We start from the raw sequence: 17124 nt of genomic DNA on the forward strand, positions 1-17124 counted from the left end.
GGCCTTAGGAGGCTGAGCCGGTAATATTGCCGTTTTTTCACGCAATTCAAGAATTCCGTCCAGACCAGACCCCCAAACACAAACTTTCAGCATCCTGTGAGGCAGACACCCGTCATGCTTGAACGACTGTTCCAACTCCAGGCCCACGGCACCACTGTTCGTAAAGAAGTGGTTGCGGGCATTACCACCTTCCTGACCATGGCGTACATCATCGTGGTCAACCCGAGCATCCTGTCATCGACCGGCATGGATTTCGGGGCTGTCTTTGTTGCTACCTGTCTTGCAGCCGTGATCGGCACCCTGATCATGGGGCTATGGGCCAATTACCCGATCGCCATGGCACCAGGCATGGGGCTCAACGCCTTTTTCTCCTTCACGGTCGTCGGCAGCATGGGCTACAGCTGGCAGATAGCGCTCGGAGCGGTGTTCATTTCCGGCTTCCTGTTCTTCCTGCTGAGCATCTTCAAGGTGCGGGAATGGATCATCAACAGCATTCCCATGTCCCTGCGCTTCGGCATCTCCGCGGGCATTGGCTTCTTCCTGGCCCTGATCGCCCTGAAGAATGCCGGCATTGTTGTGGATCACCCCGCCACGCTTGTGGGGCTGGGTGAAGTGAAAGTGGCAGAGAGCCTGCTGTTTTTCGGCGGCTTCGTGCTGATTTGCGCACTGTCCTTCCGCCAGGTAACCGGCGCCGTCATGATTGGTATTATTGCGGTTACCGGCGTAGCCATGGCACTGGGAATGGTGGAGTACAACGGTCTGGTTTCAGCACCCCCGAGCATAGCGCCGACGTTCATGCAGCTGGACCTGGCGGGCGCCCTGAATATCGGCATGATCAGCGTGATCTTTGCGTTTCTGTTCGTCGATCTGTTCGATACATCCGGCACCCTGATCGGCGCCGCACAGCGCGGCGGCCTCCTCGACAAGGACGGCAAACTGCCGCGCCTCGGCCGGGCCCTGATGTCGGACTCGGTTGCGACCATGTCCGGTGCTGCCCTCGGTACCTCAACCACCACCAGCTACATCGAATCCACCGCGGGCATCTCCGCCGGCGGCCGAACCGGCCTGACCGCTGTCGTGGTTGCCGCGCTGTTTCTTGCTTGTTTGCTGCTGTCACCGATCGCCAGCATCATCCCTGCCTACGCCACCGCACCGGCACTGCTTTACGTGGCGGTTCTGATGGCCAGCGGCCTCAAACTGATTGATTGGGAGGATGTCACTGACGCGGCCCCGGCTGTTGTCACCGCCCTGATGATGCCTTTGACCTTCTCCATTGCCAACGGCATCGCCCTGGGATTCATCACCTACGCCATTCTGAAGGCACTCAGTGGCCGCTGGGCAGATCTGAACGCCAGTGTTGTTATCATTGCGGTTGTGTTTGTTCTGAAATTCATTTTCCTGGATGCGGCCTGATCCGCCTCCAGGGCATTAACCGGAACGTTTATGGATTATTTTTCTGAAAGCATCAAAAAGGCCATTCGCACGGTCCCGGACTGGCCAAAGCCGGGCGTGGCTTTTCGCGATATAACCACGGTACTGCAAGACAAGACTGCCTTCCGGAAACTGATTGATGCCTTCGTACACCGCTACCACGGCCACAAGATTGATGCCGTGGCAGCGGTGGATGCTCGCGGCTTTATCATTGGCTCGGCGCTGGCCTATGAGCTCAACGCCTCCCTGGTACTTGTCCGCAAGAAAGGCAAGCTGCCGTTCGATACGCTGGTGGAGGACTACGAGCTTGAATACGGTACTGCCTCCGTAGAGCTGCACAAGGACGCGTTCAAGCCGGGCGACAACGTGGTTCTGGTGGATGATCTGATTGCCACTGGCGGCACGATGCTCGCCGCGACCCGTCTGATCCGCAGGATTGGCGCGGAAATTGTGGAAGTGGCAGCCATGATTGATCTGCCCGATCTCGGCGGCTCCCGCAAGCTGCAGGACGAAGGCCTTCAGGTTTATACTGTTTGCTCGTTTGAAGGGGAATAATCAACAGCAATCAGGAGGCGACCATGCCGGATTACCAACACCACTGGAAGGATGGCACACCCGTCCATCTGCCACTGGGAAAGATCGTCTGCATTGGTCGCAACTACGCCGAGCATGCCCGGGAGCTCAATAACCCGGTGCCGGATGAACCGCTGCTGTTCATCAAACCCGCAACCTCGGCGGTGCATATCACCCGCCCCCTGGATTTTCCAAGAGACCAGGGGGCGGTTCACTTCGAGACCGAACTGGCGGTTCTGATCGGTCGCCCCTTGACCCGAGCTTCAGCCAGCGAAGCCAAATCCGCGATACTGGGCTACGGTCTGGCACTGGACCTGACTCTGCGGGATCTACAGGGCAAACTCAAAGAAAAAGGCCAGCCATGGGAAAGAGCGAAGGGGTTCGATGGTGCCTGTCCGCTTTCGCCGTTTGTCGCGGCCGATAAGTTTCCCGATGCCCCCATTCACTTCACAATGGACATTGATGGCAACCGCCAGCAAACCGGCGATACCGGCGATATGCTCAACCCCATCATTCCCCTGATCGCTCACATCAGCAGCCAGTTCACTCTGCTGCCCGGCGATGTGGTGCTGACAGGAACACCAAAAGGCGTGGGCCCGCTGGTTTCTGGCCAGACCCTGTCGCTTGAACTGGAAGACCTGCTGTTCGTGGAGACCAAAGTGGTTTAACGTGCAGGGCCGGCTAAACCCAAATCCGGTCAAAGGCGTACATCTGTTTATGGCAAAGAAACCGGTAACCTCCCGACGTGGTCGCTTCTTCAAACTCGCTGGCATGACTGCCTCTGTGGCAGGGCAATATGCCGGCCAGCGTGCGCGCCGCCTGTTCCGCTCAGAAAATGACGAGGGCGCGCAGAGCGAAAGCTACACACGCATGGCCGACCAGATCGCCGATACCCTGGGCGAGCTGAAAGGGGCGGTCATGAAAGTCGGGCAAATCGCTTCCCAGACCCAGGACTTTCTGCCCAAGGAATTCTCGGACGCGCTCGAGAAGCTTCAGAAAGAAGCCCCGCCCATGCCTTTTGAGGTCATCGTGGGGCAGATCGAATCGGAACTGGGCAAACCGGTCTCCGAGCTTTTCGAGTACCTGCAGGAGACACCCTACGCTGCGGCTTCCATCGGCCAGGTGCATCGCGCCAGACTCCACGATGGCACCGATGTTATTGTGAAAATCCAGTACCCCGGCGTGGACGAATCCTGCGATTCAGATCTCAAGCAACTGCGCATGGCACTGAGATTGGGCGGCCTGCTGAAAATGCCCAAGGAGTCGGTCGACCGGCTGTTCGCCGAAATCCGGGAGCGACTGAAAGAAGAACTGGATTACGAGAACGAAGCACGAAATATCGAACTCTTTCGGGAGTTTCACAAGGATCAGCCCTGGGTGCTCATCCCTTCCGTGGCGAAGAGCCACTCAACCCGACGTGTCCTGACGATGGAACTGGTTGAGGGAGATCACGTCAGCAAGGTTACGAGAGACCGGTACGACCAGGACACCATCAACCTGATAGGTCACCGGATCTTCATGCTCATGGCGGACCAGCTTTTCCGTTTCCAGTGCATCCATGGCGATCCCCACGCCGGCAACTTCGCCTACCGGCCTGATGGCTCCATCGTCATGTACGACTTCGGCTGCGTAAAGAAGCTGAAACCGGAAATCATCGCCGCCTACCGCAACGCCCTGGTTTCTGCCCTCGAGGAAGACTACGAAGCGCTTGACCGTCATCTGATTGACCTGGGCGCGCGTGTCGGAAGCCAGCCAGCCGTGGATGAAGCCTACTACGCTATGTGGCGGGACATTCTGGTGGTGCCCTTCGAGGATCGGGAGGTGCCCTATAACTTCGCAGAAGCCGACATCCACAAGCGCGTGGCCGAGAAAACCAGCACCGTGTTCAAATACCTCGACTACTTCAAGCCGCCGGTGGAAAGCATCTTTATCGACCGGATGATTGCCGGTCATTACTGGATGCTGAAGCGGCTGGGTGTTCAGGCAGCGTTCAGGGAAGAACTGGAAAGGTACCTGAAAGCCTGAACCCTACAGGTAATGGGCAACCCATTCGGCAACACCCTCGACGGCACCCTTGCGAATAAACCGGGCCCGTGACACTGACGCCGGCTCGCCCGGGTCAATCACGGTGATGGGGACATCTCTGTCCACTTCGTAAACCAGTCCTGCAGCCGGGTATACCTGCAGAGACGTTCCCACGATCAGCAGGTGATCGGCCGTGCGGACAACTTCTGCAGCCTTGTCCAGCATGTGCACTTCCTCGCCAAACCAGACAATATGAGGACGAAGCTGGGCGCCACGGTCGCAGGTGTCGCCAGGGTTAATATCACGATAACCGATGTCATAAACCAGCTCCGGATATTTTGAACTGCGCGCCTTGGTAAGCTCACCGTGAAGGTGAATGACGTTGCTCGCGCCACCCCGTTCGTGAAGATCGTCCACGTTCTGGGTGACCACGGTGACCCGGTAGCGCTGCTCAAGCTCCGCCAGCAGCTGATGGGCCCGGTTCGGCTGGGCAGAGGCGAGCTGGCGGCGTCGGTCATTGTAGAACCGCAGCACCAGCTCCTGATTGCGCGCAAACGCCTCGGGCGTAGCCACATCGTAGACGCTGTGCTGCTCCCACAACCCACCGTTGTCCCGGAAGGTGGAGAGACCGCTTTCGGCGCTTATGCCCGCGCCTGTCAGCACTACGATATGATCCTGCATCAGTCGAAAATCTTGCCCGGGTTCATGATTCCGTTGGGATCGAATACCTGCTTGATTCCCCTCAGGTAAGCGATTTCTGCCTCGCTACGGGTGTACTGCAGATAAGGCTTCTTGGTCATACCCACGCCGTGCTCGGCTGACACGCTGCCCTGATAGCGCTCGACAATCTCGAACACCCATTTGTTGACCTGTTGGCACTTCTCGAAGAAATCCTCGTTGGCCATGTCCTCTGGCTTGAGGATATTCAGGTGCAGGTTGCCATCGCCGATGTGCCCGAACCAGATAATCTCGAAATCCGGATAGTGCTCGGTGACCACGGCATCAATTTCCTGCAGGAAGCCCGGCACCTTGGATACGACCACGGAAATATCATTCTTGTAGGGCGTGCGGGGCGCGATGGACTCGGAAATGCGCTCGCGCAGCTGCCAGAGGTTCTGGGCCTGGGTTTCGCTCTGGCTGATCACGCCATCCAGCACCCACCCGTTCTCCACGCATTGTTCAAACAGAGCCATAGCATCGTCCATCACCTGATCGGAGACAGATTCGAACTCCAGCAGCGCATAATACGGCGCCTCGGTTTCAAACGGCGCCTGAACCTGACCGTGGGCCAGCACGTGTCCCATGGCTTGATGGGAGAAAAACTCGTAGGCGGTGAGATCAATCTTTTTCTGAAAAGTCTGCAGCACATCCATGGTGTTGGTCAGGTCATTCAGACCCAGCACCAGCACCGTCAGGTTATCCGGCTTCCGGGACAATTTCATGGTGGCTTCGGTAATAAAGCCCAGTGTGCCCTCAGCGCCGATAAACAGATGACGCAGATCGTAACCCGTGTTGTTCTTCTCCAGATCCTTGTTCAGATCCAGAATATCGCCCTTGCCGGTCACGACCTTGAGGCCGGCAACCCAGTCCCGGCTCATACCATAGCGAATTACCTTGATACCGCCGGCGTTGGTGGAGAGGTTGCCACCGAGCTGGCTGGAACCGGCGGAGGCAAAATCAACCGGATAGTAAAGACCGTTGTCTTCAGCACAATTCTGCAACTGCTCGGTCACAACACCGGCCTGACACCGAACCGTCCTGTCGCTGGCATTGAAGTCCAGAATCTGGTTCATGTTGTCGAACGCCACAACCACCTCACCATTGGCGGCCACAGCACCGCCACTCAGACCTGTCCGGCCGCCAGAGGGCACCAGTGCCACCTGATTCTCGTTGGCGAACTTCACCAGCGCCTGCACCTGCTCGGTGGTCTTGGGCAACGCGATCGCCAGGGGCTTGGGCGGGTAGATCTTGGTCCAGTCCTTGCCGTAGGTATCCAGATCTGCCGGGTCGGTCAGCACCTTGCCGGGCGCGTCGCCGGTGGCCATCAGGTCTTTGAGGGAAGCAATGATCTGTTCAGAATTCATGAATTTTTCGGTCTCGTCAGGTTTGGGCCGGAGCATCCTGCAACAGGAATCACAGACAGTTGATTCAGGCAAACCGGCGCGCTGTGAAAATCTTTGTTTATGGTATCATACCGCCCCTGTTCTGTGAGCCAGCCCTGACGATCACTGGCCACGGGTCATTTCACGTGACGAAAGGTTCGGAAGCAAGCCCATGTCAAATACGTCTCTTGAGAAGAGCAAAATCCGTATCCTGCTGCTGGAAGGCGTGCATCAATCTGCCATTGATACGCTGAATGCTGCGGGCTATACCAACATTGAGTACCTGTCTCACTCGCTGGCCGAGGAAGAGCTGATCGAGAAGATTGCCGATGCGCACTTCGTCGGCATCCGCTCCCGCACCCAGCTGACCGAGAAAGTATTTGAGGCCGCCAAGAAGCTGGTGGCTGTGGGTTGCTTCTGTATTGGCACCAACCAGGTGGATCTGCAGGCGGCCACCCGGCGCGGTATTGCCGTTTTCAATGCGCCTTTCTCCAACACCCGGAGCGTCGCGGAACTCGTTCTCGCCCAGGCCATTCTGCTCCTGCGCGGTGTCCCGGAGAAAAACGCCAAGGCCCATCGCGGCGAGTGGCTGAAATCCGCCAAGGACAGCTATGAAATCCGTGGCAAAAAACTGGGCATTATCGGCTACGGCAACATCGGCACCCAGTTCAGCGTCCTGGCCGAGGGCCTGGGCATGGATGTGTACTTCTACGATGTCGTCTCAAAACTGTCGATCGGCAACGCCACCCAGGTAGGTACGCTCCAGGAGCTGCTCAACATTGCCGATGTGGTCAGCCTGCACGTACCGGAAACCCCGGCCACCAAGTACATGTTCAAGGCCGAGCAGTTCGCCCAGATGAAACCCGGCAGCATTCTCATGAATGCCTCCCGCGGCACCGTGGTGGACATCGACGCCCTGGCCGATGCTCTGGGCAGCGGTAAACTGCTGGGTGCTGCCATTGACGTATTCCCGGTTGAGCCCAAATCCAACGACGAGGAATTTGTCTCTCCGCTGCGGGAGTTCGACAATGTCATCCTGACCCCGCATGTTGGCGGCTCCACCATCGAAGCCCAGGCAAACATCGGTCGGGAAGTGGCAGAAAAACTGGCCATGTACAGCGACAACGGCACGTCGGTTTCTTCCGTGAACTTCCCGGAAGTCGCTCTGCCGTCACACCCCAATCAGCACCGTCTGCTGCATATCCACGAGAACGTTCCCGGCGTGATGTCAGAGATCAACCAGGTGTTTTCAGAGAATGGCATCAACGTTTGCGGCCAGTATCTGCAGACCAAGGAAGACATCGGCTATGTTGTCGTCGACGTGAACAAAGAGTACGGCGAACTGGCGCAGGAAAAGCTGCTCAAAGTGAAAGGGACCATTCGCTGCCGCGTACTGTTCTGATTAACGGCCAGATATAAAAAAACCGGAGCCTGTGCTCCGGTTTTTTTATGGCTGCGAACGCCCTGCTTACTGCATGGGCACCAGCGTCAGCTCAACACGACGGTTCTGCTCACGGCCGGCCGCGGTATCATTTGAGGCAACCGGGTAGCGTTCGCCGTAGCCAACAGCACGGGTACGCTTCGGCTCAATACCCTGGTTCAGGAGGAAGTCACGCACGGATGAGGCGCGACGCTCACTGAGCAGCTGGTTGTAGCTGTCAGAGCCGGAGCTGTCGGTATGCCCCTCAATCTGGATGATGGTCTTGTCATACTCCTTCAGTACCAGAGCCACGGATTCCAGTGTTCCGCTGAATGACGGCTTGATGCTCGATTCATTCAGATCAAAGGTGATATTGCCTGGCATCACCAGTTCAATCTCATCGCCGTTGCGCACCACGCGAACACCAGTGCCCTCCAGCTTGCGACGCAGCTCGGCTTCCTGTTTGTCCATGTAGTAACCAACGCCACCGCCAATGGCCGCGCCGCTGGCCGCACCAATCAGGGCACCTTTTCCGCGGTCACTCTTGCTGGAGGTTGCCGCACCGATAGCCGCACCGCCAATAGCGCCGATGATGCTTCCCTTGGTCGCATTCGAAGTTTTCTCTTCACCGGTGTAGGGGTCATAGGTCATACAACCGCCGAGACCGAAAGTTGCCACCATAAATACAAGAATCATCTTCTTCACAGCTTTCTCCTGTGCCTGGTTTCTTCAGCCAACCCGGTTTAACGGGTCTTTTCCGCCGAGTTCGTGAATGTATCAATAATGGTATTGAATACGGTTGCCTGCAAATCCTGAGCTTCGTTCACAAGATGATGACGTCCGTCAGGGATTTTCCGTTCCTCAACCGAGGAAAATTTATTCCGGATAATACGCAAATTGTGTTGCCAGTCGACTGTCAGATCCTTCTCACCTTGCACGACGGTCACCGGAAAGTCGACCGGCCGCGCAGATTCAATATGGGGGACCCATTTTCGGAGTGCACTCACCCAGTCGACATGCACTGCCCTCGCCTGAAGCGGGTCGTACTCCCGCAAGAACCTGAGGAAACGACCGTTGCCACTGTTCTCTGCAAATACCCTGCGCCAGCGGGAAATAAACGGCTTCACCATGCTATGCAGTATTTTTGCGCCCAACCAGCCGGCCGGCCTCACCAGGGGCGCCAGAAGCACCACTTTCCGGAAGTCGGAGGTTTGCTGGCTGTGATGGTTGGACAACAGATAATCAATCAGGATCGCTCCACCGGTGCTCTGCCCAACCGCGAACCAGGGCTGACGCAACTTGTCCCTGACCTGAGCCATCACGTCTGACAGAACGCCCTGATACTCAAGAAAACTGCCAATGGCTGCGGGCGTGCCGCTGGAAAGGCCATGGCCGGGCTGATCGTAGGCCAGCACATCAAACCCGGCTCCCAGGCACCGATCGATCAACTGACTGTACAACCCGACGTGGTCGAAATAGCCGTGCAGAATGAACACCGTGCCACGCTCTGTTGACTGGTCCGGCAATCGGAAATAATGCACCATGACTTCATGACCGCAGGCTTTGACGTAACCCTGATGATAAGCAACGTCCGGATGTTCCACCCAGAGATCCAGCCCATAAAAACGACAATAGGCCACCATTTCATCACTAAGATCACGCGAGCGGGTCGGGTCGAAGGGTTCGAGTCTGTCCAGGAGCGAGTGCCTGTCCCAATCCGGTATTTCTATGGTATCCGTTTTCCAGTACACGTAGAGTTAAACGCCTGTCATGAATGAGTTATCTATTTCGGGGTTTCAATCCTAACCTATAGCGGGCCTAACCCATAGCAGGGGAAAGACACAGATGTTGCAACACGTTTTAGAGAGTGCGTTGCGCCAGACCATGAACCGGCTGGTCAGACCGGTTCTCAACCCGGCGGTACCGGTGCCACTTCAGCGACGCATTGTTCGCCAGGCTTATCGGAGTTCGACACCACCGAGAGGCGCGAAATTCGAGAACATAACCATTGGGGGAGTGCCAGCAACCCGGACAACCTTCGGCAATGATCCCCGGGGCGCCGTTCTCTATCTCCACGGCGGAGGCTACATCATCGGGTCCTCGAGTACCCACCGTGGCATAACCGGGCATCTGGCGAAAACAACCGGCTGCGCCATCGTTACGCCGGATTACCGGCTGGCGCCCGAGTTTCCGTTTCCCGCTGCGCTGGATGATGCCGAAGCCTGCTGGAACGGGCTTCTGGAGGCTGGCCTGAAACCGGACCAGATTGCCGTCGCCGGCGATTCCGCTGGCGGGGGGCTCTCTGTTGCCCTGGCGATGCGACTGCGCGATAAGGGCCTGCAGCTTCCGGCATCGCTGACGGCGTTTTCACCCTGGATAGACCTCACCCAGGAGCAGCTTTATGCGCCGGAAATTGAGCCGGTACTTCAGGCCAGCTGGACCAGCAAGGCCGCCAGGCTTTACGCCGGAAAGGAACCCCTTACCAACCCGTTGATCTCGCCGATCTTCGGGGATTTAAGCGGCCTGCCACCCCTGTTGATCCAGGTAGGCAGCCAGGAAATCCTGCTGAACGACGCCGAACGGCTCGCCGAGGCCGCAAGCCGGAACGATGTGGAAACCCGCCTTGAGGTCTATAACAGTCTTTGGCACGTTTTCCAGGTACACAGTGGTCAGCTGGATCGAGCCACTGCCGCGCTGGAAACCGCAGGCGAACACATCAAACGTCATCTGGCAGACTGAGCTCGCCCCGGGCCAGGGCCTCTTTCCTGGGCCGGGGCCATTGTTTGATGCGCCACTCCAACCGTGAAGCCCGGCTTCTGTCTCCGGCTGGCGCGCTGAACACCAGTTCCAGTGGCCCCTTCCCCCTCAGACTACGCGCGCCCCGGGGAGCGCCTCCCTGATGTTCATTGAACCGCCGCTCAACGTCAGTGGTTATGCCGGTATAGAGCGAACCTCTGGCGGTTCGAACCATGTAGACAAACCAGTCAGCCAAGGTTCAGGGCCTCTTCCCGATCCTTCACTTTTTTCTGCTGAATCCATAGCCCCATCATGATCAGAACCAGGCCAATGTATGTGGAGGGCAGGATATGCTCGCCCAGAATAAAGTAGATGAACACCAGCGAAAGGAACGGAGAGATAAAAATCAGGTTGCTGACTTTCGAAGTATTCTCCGCTTTTTTCATGGCATAGGACCAGAGCACGAAAGCGATACCCATCTCGAACACGCCTACATAGAGCGCTGCAACCAGCGACGTGCCCGGGGCAAAACTGAGCCCCTCTGTCCACCAGCAAATGAGCAGAATCACCGGCAATCCACATAGGAAATTCAGGAACAGGCCAACCACCGGATCCCGGGTATCCCGTGTGGCGATAATCCAGTAGGACGCCCAGACCACTGTGCTTCCGAGGGCGAGAGAAACGCCAAGTGGATCCTCGAAGCTCAGCGAAGTGACAGCCCCGCGGGTGGCAATCACCACGACCCCGGCATAACAGATCAGGCCCGCGACAATATCCAGTTTGCGTAGCCGGTGCCCCAGAAAGGGTACCGACATATAGGCCAGCACCAGAGCCCAGGTGTAGTTCAGCGGTTGCGCTTCCTGGGCGGGCAGTCGGTCAAAGGCACCGAACAACAGGAAATAGTACAGACAGGGATTGATCAGCCCCATGCCAAAAGACTGGGCATACTGTTTGCGACTGAGCGAGAACACCAGGTGCCAGCGCCCCTGAAGCATCAGGATGACGGCCATCACAACCACCGACGCACTGCACGCAATCAGCAGCATCTGAACGGGCGCGAGCTCTCTGAGCGAGAGCTTGAACGCGGTTGCCACGGTAGACCACAACAGCACCGTGCCAAGGCCATAGAGCATCGCCTGCTTCTGGTTTGTCATTCCCGGCCTCCTGCCCAACACTGAAACTCCATGAACTGTCTCCTATATGCACTTGATCGTCTGGGTCGACAGTGTAATTCAATCCAACCCCGTAACCCACGGCAGTGCGCATTCTTGTGTTACCTTGTATGGCAATATCAACCAAGGATCGAGAAAACTGGAGTTCCCGTTATGCCCACCGTCCGTTTCAGGTTCTGGCCATTGAGCCTGGCATTGGCCATTGCACTGACCGGTTGTTCAGACAGCCAGACCAGCGGTGAGGACGAGACCGCCGATGTCCCGGAACCCCCCGATTACCCGGTTACCTGGCGTTTTGCCCTTGAGGAGATCGAGGGTAGCGTTCAGCATGCTTATGCCGAAGCGTTGAAGGAACGGATTGAGGAGCGTTCCGACGGCAGGATTGAAATCGATATTTTTCCCTACGGTTCTCTGGGAACCTCGGCACAGCTTACTGAACTGGTTCGCAATGGTTCCATAAGCCTGGCGTTCGCCTCCCCCGGGCATCTTGCCAACACCATCCCCGAAGTCGGTCTCTTCACGCTGCACTATGTTCTTCCGGACGACGCCGACGTTACACGAGAGATTCTGGCCAGTGCAGAATTGCTCGAATTGTTTGAATCACCCTATGCCAACCAGAACATGAAACTGCTGGGTTTCGTGCCTGAAGGCTGGATGGCCTGGACAGCTAACAAGGCGCTGCGGTCGCCGGAAGACTTCACCGGACAGCGAATCCGAACCATGACCTCCGACATGGCGGAAGAAACCTTCCGGGCCTATGGTGCCGAGCCCAGCCAGATCCCCTATTCCCAGGTATACAGTGACCTGCAGCTGCGCAAGATCGATGGCCAGAGCAATCCGGTTTTCGCCATCGAGGAAATGGATTTCTACGAAGTGCAGACCACCATGACCCTGGCGCGACCGGCCCAGTTCGTCGCTTCAGTGGTCTCGAATCTTGAGTGGTACGACGCCTTGCCCGAAAACCAGCAACAATGGCTCGACAACGGACTCAAGGACGTCGCGCAGATCGCCTGGGAGACTCAGGAGGAGCTAAATCAGACCCGGCTCGAGCAGATGCTGGAAGGGGGCCACATGAAAGTGGTCCGCCTGACCGATTCAGAACGCGAGGCGTTTCGGGAAGCCAGCATGCCGGTGCGTGACATTTACCTCGAGCGCACCGGTGAAAGCGGGCAGCGTATTCTCGGCAGGTTGAATCAATTGATTGAGCAAACGGAAACCCGCAAGCAAAGCTCAGGGGTTTCCGGTGACGGGGACTGAGACAAACCTGACGCCCTCTGAAGCCAACGCACTTGCGCCCTTTGCAGTGAGCTCGGAAATAAACCGGAACTGATCCTTCAACTCGATCGGGTATGCCTTCAGCCGATAACACATGCCCCAGGGTTTGTTGGAGACCACCACCACGACAGGCCGGAACGTGCGGGTAAGAGGACAGGTGTAGGCCACATCCCGCAAGAGCGCCATAACCCGGCTGACGTCATGGTGGGGTTCAAGGTTGAACTCCGCCACGCACATCAGGTTATCCGTTCCGTTGTTGGCGTTGGCAATGAGGGACGCCCAGAGTTTGCCGTGGGGTATCACCACCACGGTATCATCCGGCGTAACAAGTTCCGCGGCTCTGGTGCCAATCGAACGGACCTCTCCGTACTGCCCGTCCACCTCGATCCAGTCGCCGGGCCGATACGGCATTTCGTAGAGGGTTACGATTCCGGCAATCAGGCTGTTCGCGTAATCCTTGAAGGCAAACCCGAGAGCCAGTCCCAGGGCTCCGAAAATGGCAACCATGTTCTCGAACGAAGGTTCCACCAGGATCGGAACCACAACGATGATGGTCACCACGATAATGATCAATCGCAGCAAGGGCACCGACGCCAGGATATAAAACCGGGGCTTGCCCCCGAGTTTCACTGCGATTCTCGGAAACAGCTTCTGTATTACGATGATCAGGCCCGTCGCCAGCAGCACAACCATCAACGATTCCAGCAACGCTTCCGACGTGATCGCTGAAAACGCCTCCCGAATGCCAAGATCACCCATCACTCATCTCCTAGAAAGTGTCGACCGGAAATCCCCAGCTCTGCAAATGCCGACGAATCGAGGGGTATCCCTGAGCGGTGACTTGCCAGCGACCACCAGATGACTGCTGCTCAATCAGATCCGCGCGGGCCAGACGTGCCAGCACAAACCCTGCCTCATGTTCCGCGACCCCTGTTACCAACTGCAGATGAGAGGCGTCCAGTCCATCGTGCAACAGCAGGGCGTGCAATAGCAGGCCAATGTTGTCGCCCTGGCTCTGGGGGACCGCTGGCAAACCCAGTTGATCAAAAGGGATAACCCAGGCCCGGGTGACTGAACCGCCGTCTGAAGAACCCGGGCCGGATTCCTCCGTGCCCGCCTCTTCTTCAGGGCGGTCTCTCAGCGCGCGTCGCCATATAGCCAGCGCAACACCGGGATTACCTCTTGCTACTGAGGCGAGATCCCGGAGAAAGCCACTGTGTTTGCGCTTTTTCCCGTCATTTCCTTCCGTCATCGGCAATACCCATAGGCCATCGTCTGCCATTCGGGCCGTGATTGAGTAATCACTATCACCGGCAGCAAGGGATTCAAACCATTCACCAAGTTCGACTGCTGCCATCGGCGCAGGTGTCATCGGCGAAAAGTGCGCATCCCTGAAGTAAGAGGACCAGAATTGCCAACACCAGCTCGAGCAACCAATAGCGCCAGGAGCAGTGCCTCCCGCGGCAACCCGACGGAGTAATTCCCGAACCAGAGCCAGTCCGGACAGATGGCGCAGCCAGAAATCAGCCAGTTCCGGAATCACCCACGGCCTGGAAAGATCCTGCGTGTCCCACCACTCCCTGGCGCCCTGTTCATCAAGAAGCAGATTCTCGGGTGGCAGGATCAGCGACCACCGGCCCGCCTCGCCCTCTTGCTGCAATTCAAGCTCGGGAAAACACTCAAGGGCAGAACGAATACCTGAGAACGGTGGAGCCACCAGTAACGCAACTCTCTTGCCGGAATCATGGTTTAGCCCAAGCTCTTCAAGGGCCCTTGAGAGCACTTCCGCCAGCACGCTTGGATCTGGCCGGGGTGCAAAGGATTCGAGCCGGGCGGCTGAAAGTTCGGGAAGGTTATCGAGGCTTTCAAACACTTCCTTTTCTGCAACCACGCCCGCCCGAATCTGGGCCAGGGCATGGCGCAACGCATCTTTGAGTGAACGTCTCACGGACGTTTCAGGCACTTTCCACTGCTCAACCGGAATCAGGCCGCCGGGCATCCACACGGATCCTGCCTTGTTTACTGGCTTATCCTTCAACCTCGTTGCTCCCTTGCTTGCCGTCCTTTCAATTACTCAGGAACCAGCCAACCAATATCGTGAGACAAATTCAAAACGTCCGACCCGGCAACATCGCTCATCATTGCGGCAAACCGGGAGTCAAAACCCCAGGGTGGGTTTACCACCAGCATGCCCGATCCGACCATACCTCGCTCCGGCGGATTATTCAGATGCACCTCACTGCAGAGTATCTTGCGCGCATCAGTGCCCCTGACCGCATCTTTCAACTGTTCCTGCAGGCCACTGGTCAGTATCGGGTACCAGACAAGAAAAATGCCATGACGGCACTTATGCCATGCTTTCCCCAAAGTGTGCGCCACTTCAATGTAGTCGGTTTTGACCTCGTAAGAGGGATCAATCAGCGTCAGCAGGCGCGGCTGTCTGGGAGGCAACTGTCTTAGCAGACCTGCCAGGCCGTCCTGTCTGAGCACCCGAATCGGAGCCTCGGAAGCCCAGTCCGCCAGTTGCTCGCCCTCAGATGGATGCAGTTCAAACAGCGTCAGCGCATCTCCATCCCGTAGAAAATGCTGAAACCACGCAGGAGAACCGGGGTAAACGGACAGTTCACCACCGCCGGCATTGAATCCTTTCAGCACGTCCAGAAACGGCTTCCAGTCCCCGGACAGCAACCGATCTCTGGCGCCCCAAAGTCTCTGAACTCCGTGGTCGGCTTCTCCAGTCTTGCGGGCCCGCTCACTTCGCAGGTCGTATATGGCACTGCCGGCATGGGTATCGAAACAGGCAATACCGGAGGCCTTCGCCCGCATCATGGTCTGGACCAGTGCCAGGGCTCCATGTTTCTGGACATCGGCGAAATTGCCGGCGTGGAAGGCGTGCAAATAACTCAACATACAAGAATAGCTCCCTGGTGACGGGGCCATTAAGCCCGATCACGGTTGCCCGGGGCAAGAGCACAATCGTCAAACCTGATCGATCGAGTCCGTTTCCCGCTTGCGTTTCGATAAAACGGAACTCATAATATTTAACGCGAATATTTCTCATTATTACTACTATTAACAGAACTTGGGAAAAGGAATGACGCCCATGTTTCGTCCAGCACCCCTGGCATTGACAGTAACCGCTCTGCTCACTGCAGGCTGCGCTAATCATCCCTGGTCCACCAAGGACTATCAGCCAGCAACCAAAGACTCAGTGGTCGATCACTACGCCGATCTGGCTCATGCCAACTACGAAGATGCCCTGATCACCGCCCGCGCGCTGGACGAAGCAACTGACCGCTTGATCGCCAATCCGACCGAAGCCAATCTGGCGACCGCAAAAGAAGCCTGGCTGGCAGCTAGGGTTCCTTATCAGCAAACAGAAGTGTTCCGGTTCGGCAATGCTATTGTCGATGACTGGGAAGGCCAGCTGAACGCCTGGCCGCTTGATGAAGGCCTGATCGATTATGTGAAGGCAGACGGGTACCAGCACGAGCTGGGCAACGCCGGTGCCACCGCAAACATCATCGCAAGCAACAGGATCAATGTGGGTGGTGAGACACTGAATGTGGCATCTCTTTCCCCTGCACTGCTCGCAGATCTGAACGAAGTTGGCGGCTCTGAAGCCAACGTTGCTACCGGCTACCACGCGGTTGAATTCCTGCTTTGGGGTCAGGATCTCCACGGTTTTGAAAGCGGCGCCGGTGAGCGTCCGGTCACGGATTACGCGAAGGGCGCTGATTGCACCAATGGCAATTGTGAGCGTCGTGGCGAATACCTGGATGCGGTAACAGACCTTCTGGTATCCGACCTCGAGTGGATGGTGGCCCAGTGGGCCCCGGGCGACAGTGACAACTACCGGGCGCAATTGACCGCTGCAGACGCCAATCAGGGTGTTCAGAAAATGCTGTTCGGCATGGGTTCACTGTCTCTGGGCGAGCTGGCCGGCGAGCGAATGAAGGTTGCTCTGGAAGCCAACTCCTATGAGGACGAGCACGACTGCTTCAGCGACAATACCCACAATTCGCACTACTACAACGGCCAGGGTATCCAGAACGTCTACACGGGTACCTATCGTCGCGTGGATGGCAGCCTGGTGACCGGCCCTTCCCTGTCTGATCTGGTTCAGCAGAGCGACCCAGAGCTGGACGCGCGTCTTAACAACCAGCTGGACGCCTCCATGGAAGCCCTGGCGCTAATGAAGGCCCGCGCGGAGAGCAGCGAAAATCCCATGGCTTTTGACACCATGATTGCACCCGGGAATGCCGAGGGCACTCGTATCGTCAACGGCGCTATCATGGCGCTCGTCGCACAGACCGGTTCCATTGAGCAGGCTGCGCGCGACCTGGGCATTGAAGCCCTGTCTCCCGATGATGCCGGCCACGCGTCCTGA

Annotated in this window: 17 protein-coding genes; 8 read left to right on the top strand and 9 right to left on the bottom strand. The window is 57.3% G+C overall.

From position 1 onward, the window contains the following. The first annotated feature begins 114 nt into the window (after positions 1-114). Genes AC13E3_RS22555 through AC13E3_RS22570 form a run of 4 tightly spaced genes read left to right on the top strand, consistent with a single transcriptional unit; the run spans position 115 to position 4029 of the window. Entirely contained in the window at positions 115-1413 is a 1299-nt protein-coding gene (locus tag AC13E3_RS22555; RefSeq protein ID WP_008174056.1) for an NCS2 family permease, read from the top strand. Between the two features lie 30 nt (positions 1414-1443). Continuing rightward, complete coding sequence (locus AC13E3_RS22560; protein ID WP_008174054.1) at positions 1444-1986, top strand: adenine phosphoribosyltransferase; 543 nt, start codon at positions 1444-1446, stop codon at positions 1984-1986. Positions 1987-2009: 23 nt separating this feature from the next. Beyond that, complete coding sequence (locus AC13E3_RS22565) at positions 2010-2672, top strand: fumarylacetoacetate hydrolase family protein (RefSeq protein ID WP_008174051.1); 663 nt, start codon at positions 2010-2012, stop codon at positions 2670-2672. 49 nt (positions 2673-2721) lie between these two features. After that, positions 2722-4029 (top strand): ABC1 kinase family protein, encoded by a 1308-nt coding sequence (locus AC13E3_RS22570; protein WP_008174049.1) that lies wholly within the window; start codon positions 2722-2724, stop codon positions 4027-4029. A 3-nt stretch (positions 4030-4032) separates the two neighbouring features. Here the strand turns inward: AC13E3_RS22570 and AC13E3_RS22575 are convergent, their stop codons facing one another. Together AC13E3_RS22575 and AC13E3_RS22580 are read right to left on the bottom strand one after the other, a co-directional pair. Next, positions 4033-4710, bottom strand: a complete 678-nt coding sequence (locus AC13E3_RS22575; protein WP_273094530.1) for an SIR2 family NAD-dependent protein deacylase — start codon at positions 4708-4710, stop codon at positions 4033-4035. Beyond that, the gene (locus AC13E3_RS22580) at positions 4710-6113 is read right to left on the bottom strand and encodes an FAD-binding oxidoreductase (protein ID WP_092031069.1); all 1404 of its coding nucleotides are present in this window, start codon (positions 6111-6113) and stop codon (positions 4710-4712) included. Before AC13E3_RS22580 ends, AC13E3_RS22575 begins: the two co-directional genes overlap by 1 nt. 190 nt (positions 6114-6303) lie before the next feature. On the opposite strand from AC13E3_RS22580, the gene serA reads away from it, so the two are divergent. After that, positions 6304-7533, top strand: a complete 1230-nt coding sequence (gene serA / locus AC13E3_RS22585) for a phosphoglycerate dehydrogenase (RefSeq protein ID WP_008174043.1) — start codon at positions 6304-6306, stop codon at positions 7531-7533. A 66-nt stretch (positions 7534-7599) separates the two neighbouring features. Here the strand turns inward: serA and AC13E3_RS22590 are convergent, their stop codons facing one another. Next, complete coding sequence (locus tag AC13E3_RS22590; RefSeq protein WP_008174041.1) at positions 7600-8256, bottom strand: YiaD family glycine zipper/OmpA-like lipoprotein; 657 nt, start codon at positions 8254-8256, stop codon at positions 7600-7602. Between the two features lie 38 nt (positions 8257-8294). After that, positions 8295-9302, bottom strand: coding sequence for an alpha/beta hydrolase (locus AC13E3_RS22595; RefSeq protein ID WP_008174039.1), 1008 nt, complete (start codon positions 9300-9302; stop codon positions 8295-8297). A gap of 94 nt (positions 9303-9396) precedes the next feature. Between AC13E3_RS22595 and AC13E3_RS22600 the strand changes: the two genes are divergently transcribed. Next, positions 9397-10290: an alpha/beta hydrolase gene (locus tag AC13E3_RS22600; protein WP_092031043.1), complete on the top strand. Its 894-nt coding sequence runs from the start codon at positions 9397-9399 to the stop codon at positions 10288-10290. Here the strand turns inward: AC13E3_RS22600 and AC13E3_RS22605 are convergent. Then, on the bottom strand, positions 10268-10522 hold the full coding sequence (locus AC13E3_RS22605; RefSeq protein ID WP_014577843.1) for a GIY-YIG nuclease family protein: 255 nt from the start codon (positions 10520-10522) through the stop codon (positions 10268-10270). The genes AC13E3_RS22600 and AC13E3_RS22605 overlap by 23 nt on opposite strands. Positions 10523-10535: 13 nt before the next feature. Then, positions 10536-11441 (bottom strand): DMT family transporter, encoded by a 906-nt coding sequence (locus AC13E3_RS22610; protein ID WP_053112741.1) that lies wholly within the window; start codon positions 11439-11441, stop codon positions 10536-10538. Between the two features lie 171 nt (positions 11442-11612). On the opposite strand from AC13E3_RS22610, the gene AC13E3_RS22615 reads away from it, so the two are divergent. After that, complete coding sequence (locus AC13E3_RS22615; protein ID WP_008174031.1) at positions 11613-12716, top strand: TRAP transporter substrate-binding protein; 1104 nt, start codon at positions 11613-11615, stop codon at positions 12714-12716. Here the strand turns inward: AC13E3_RS22615 and AC13E3_RS22620 are convergent. The 3 genes from AC13E3_RS22620 to AC13E3_RS22630 are packed head-to-tail and all read right to left on the bottom strand — an operon-like array spanning position 12690 to position 15644. Beyond that, a complete protein-coding gene (locus AC13E3_RS22620; protein WP_008174028.1) occupies positions 12690-13493 on the bottom strand; it encodes a mechanosensitive ion channel family protein in 804 nt (267 codons plus the stop codon). The genes AC13E3_RS22615 and AC13E3_RS22620 overlap by 27 nt on opposite strands. Positions 13494-13503: 10 nt before the next feature. Then, positions 13504-14772 carry a hypothetical protein gene (locus AC13E3_RS22625; RefSeq protein WP_241956150.1) on the bottom strand — a complete coding sequence of 423 codons (1269 nt, stop codon included), beginning with the start codon at positions 14770-14772 and terminating at the stop codon, positions 13504-13506. 32 nt (positions 14773-14804) lie between these two features. After that, complete coding sequence (locus tag AC13E3_RS22630; protein WP_405420926.1) at positions 14805-15644, bottom strand: 23S rRNA (adenine(2030)-N(6))-methyltransferase RlmJ; 840 nt, start codon at positions 15642-15644, stop codon at positions 14805-14807. A gap of 193 nt (positions 15645-15837) precedes the next feature. Between AC13E3_RS22630 and AC13E3_RS22635 the strand changes: the two genes are divergently transcribed. Further along, the gene (locus tag AC13E3_RS22635; RefSeq protein ID WP_092031047.1) at positions 15838-17124 is read left to right on the top strand and encodes an imelysin family protein; all 1287 of its coding nucleotides are present in this window, start codon (positions 15838-15840) and stop codon (positions 17122-17124) included.

The sequence above is a fragment of the Marinobacter sp. L-80 genome, assembly GCF_056859395.1.